This is a genomic window from Pseudomonas taiwanensis, from assembly GCF_013393345.1.
Classification (GTDB): Bacteria; Pseudomonadota; Gammaproteobacteria; order Pseudomonadales; family Pseudomonadaceae; genus Metapseudomonas; species Metapseudomonas resinovorans_C.
On sequence record NZ_QJRF01000055.1, the window covers coordinates 1 to 2,899 of the forward strand.

A 2,899-nucleotide genomic window follows, 5' to 3' on the forward strand; every position below is an offset into this window, starting at 1 on the left:
TTGCTGGCGTCACCGGTGAGCAGGAAGGCCTGGCAGCGGCAGCCGCCGAAGTCCTTTTCCTTCTCGTCGCAGGAGCGGCACGGTTCGGGCATCCAGTCATAGCCGCGGAAGCGGTTGAAGCCGAAGGACTCGTACCAGATGTGCCGCAGCGAGTGCTCGCGCACATTGGGGAACTGCACCGGCAACTGGCGCGCGCTGTGGCACGGCAGCGCGGTGCCGTCCGGGGTGATGTCGAGGAACAGGCTGCCCCAGCCGTTCATGCAGGCCTTGGGGCGTTCCTCGTAGTAGTCCGGGGTGACGAAGATCAGCTTGCAGGGGTGCTTCTCGGCGGCCAGCTTGGCCCGGTACTGGTTGGTGATGCCTTCGGCGCGTTCCAACTGAGCGCGGGTCGGCAACAGGCCGGCGCGGTTCAGTTCGGCCCAGCCGTAGAACTGGCAGATGGCGAGTTCGACGAAGTCCGCTTCCAGTTCCAGGCACAGCTCGATGATCCGCTCGATCTGGTCGATGTTGTGCCGGTGGATGACGAAGTTCAGCACCATCGGGTAGCCCGCCGCCTTCACCGCGCGGGCCATCGCCAGTTTCTGCGCGAAGGCCTTGCGCGAGCCGGCCAGCAGGTTGTTCACCGCCTCGTCGGCAGCCTGGAAGCTGACCTGGATATGGTCCAGCCCGGCGTCCTTGAAGGCTTCGATGCGCGCCTCGGTGAGGCCGATGCCGGAAGTGATCAGGTTGGTGTAGTAGCCCAGCTCGCGGGCGGCGCGGATCAGCTCTTCCAGGTCCTGACGAACCAGCGGCTCGCCACCGGAGAAACCCAGCTGTGCAGCGCCCAGCTCGCGGCCCTGGCGGAACACCTCGATCCACTGTGCCGTCGTGAGCTCCTCGCCCTGCTGGGCGAAATCCAGCGGGTTGGAACAGTACGGGCACTGCAGCGGGCAACGGTAGGTCAGCTCGGCCAGCAGCCAGAACGGCGGCCCTGGCTGGTTTTCAGGCTTCGAGTTGCAACCAGAACTGGGCATGGGCCACCTCGATGAACGCCAGGATGTCTTCGTCCAAGCCGGGAACGTCGGGAAAACGCCGACGCAGATCGACAATGATCTGCGCCACTGATCGCTGTCCGTCCACGAGCCGCAGGATCTCCCCCGCGCTCTCGTTCAATCTCACCATGCCTTCGGGATAGAGCAGCACGTGGCAGCCCTGGGCCGGCTCCCATTGCAGGCGGAAGCCGCGCCGCAGGTTGGGTACCTGGTGCGTGTTGAAATCGCTCATAGGGTGATTCCCCGGTGCCAGACCCGCTCGCGGGTCACGGTGTGATAGGGCGGGCGCTGCAGTTCGTAGGCCATGCTCATGGCGTCGAGCATGCTCCACAACACGTCGAGCTTGAACTGCAGGATCTCCAGCATGCGTTGCTGGGCCTCCCAGGTGCGGTAGTGGTCGAGGGTGATGCGCAGGCCGTGTTCGACATCGCGGCGCGCCTCCTTCAGGCGCTTCCTGAAGTAGTCGTAGCCGCTGGGGTCGATCCAGGGGTAGTGCTGCGGCCAGCTGTCCAGCCGCGACTGGTGGATCTGCGGGGCGAACAGCTCGGTCAGCGAGCTGCTGGCCGCTTCCTGCCAGGTCGCGCGGCGGGCGAAGTTGACATAGGCGTCCACCGCGAAACGCACCCCCGGCAGCACCAGTTCCTGGGACAGCACCTGCTCGCGCTCGAGGCCGACGGCTTCGGCCAGGCGCAGCCAGGCCTCGATGCCGCCTTCCTCGCCGGGAGCGCCGTCGTGATCGAGGATGCGCTGGACCCACTCGCGGCGGGTGTCGCGGTCCGGGCAGTTGGCGAGGATGGCGGCGTCCTTCAGCGGGATGTTCACCTGGTAGTAGAAGCGGTTGGCCACCCAGCCCTGGATCTGCTCGCGGGTCGCACTGCCCTCGTACATCGCCCGGTGGTACGGGTGGTGGATGTGGTAGCAGGCGCCCTTGGCACGCAGGGCCTGTTCGAATTCGGCGGGCGTCATGGCGATCTGGTTCATCTCGGGCTCCGTTACAACACGATGCTCATGCCATCCCAGGCCACTTCGATGCCGTGGCGCTCCAGTTCGGCGCGTTCGGCGGAATCGATGTCGAGGATCGGGTTGGTGTTGTTGATGTGGATGAGCACCTTGCGCGGACCGGCAATGCCGTCGAGCACCTCGATCATCCCGCCCGGGCCGCTCTGCGGCAGGTGGCCCATCTCGCTGCCGAGCTTGTCGCCCACCTCGCAGTGGCGCATCTCGTCGTCACGCCAGAGCGTGCCGTCCACCAGCAGGCAGTCGGCGCGGCGCATCCAGTCGAGCAGCGCGTCATCCACCTGGCCCAGGCCCGGGGCGTAGAACAGGCTGCCGCCGCTCTCCAGGTCCTCGACGAACAGGCCGATGTTGTCACCGGGGTGCGGGTTGCCGCGGTGCGGCGAGTACGGCGGCGCGCTGCTGCGCAGGGGAATGGCGGTGAAATTCAGGCCCGGACAAGCGGGAATGGTGAACGACGGGCTGGCCAGGTCGATGGGGTTCCAGGTGAGGCCGCCATTCCAGTGCTGGAGCATGCTGAACAGCGGGAAGCCGCTGGACAGGTCCTGGTGGACCATGTCGGTGCACCAGACCGGGTGCGGGCAGCCCTCGCGCAGGCTCAGGAGGCCGGTGACGTGGTCGATCTGGCTGTCCATCAGAATGATCGCGGCAATGCCGGTGTCGCGCAGGCGGCGGGCCGGTTGCAGCGGCGGAAAGGCCTCGAGCTGGGCGCGGATATCCGGGGAGGTGTTGCACAGCACCCAGTCGACGCCATTGGCGCTGAGGGCGATGGAGGACTGGCTGCGCGGCTGCGCGCGGACCTTGCCGCTGCGTACGCCGGCGCAGTTGCGGCAGTTGCAGTTCCACTGGGGGAA

General features: G+C 66.7%; 4 protein-coding genes. All 4 read right to left on the reverse strand.

Annotated features, from left to right (window positions below; all coding sequences use genetic code 11):
- Nucleotides 1-1,013 (reverse strand): pyrroloquinoline quinone biosynthesis protein PqqE (pqqE, locus tag DM872_RS12290; protein ID WP_179059759.1); only part of this gene is annotated, 1,013 nt, incomplete at its 3' end.
- Nucleotides 982-1,263: a pyrroloquinoline quinone biosynthesis peptide chaperone PqqD gene (gene pqqD / locus DM872_RS12295; RefSeq protein ID WP_179059760.1), complete on the reverse strand. Its 282-nt coding sequence runs from the start codon at nt 1,261-1,263 to the stop codon at nt 982-984. The genes pqqD and pqqE, both read right to left, overlap by 32 nt.
- Entirely contained in the window at nt 1,260-2,012 is a 753-nt protein-coding gene (gene pqqC, locus DM872_RS12300) for a pyrroloquinoline-quinone synthase PqqC (protein WP_179059761.1), read from the reverse strand. Before pqqC ends, pqqD begins: the two co-directional genes overlap by 4 nt.
- Nucleotides 2,013-2,023: 11 nt before the next feature.
- Nucleotides 2,024-2,899, reverse strand: an 876-nt coding sequence (gene pqqB, locus DM872_RS12305) for a pyrroloquinoline quinone biosynthesis protein PqqB (protein ID WP_179059762.1), incomplete at its 5' end; no start/stop codon positions are given.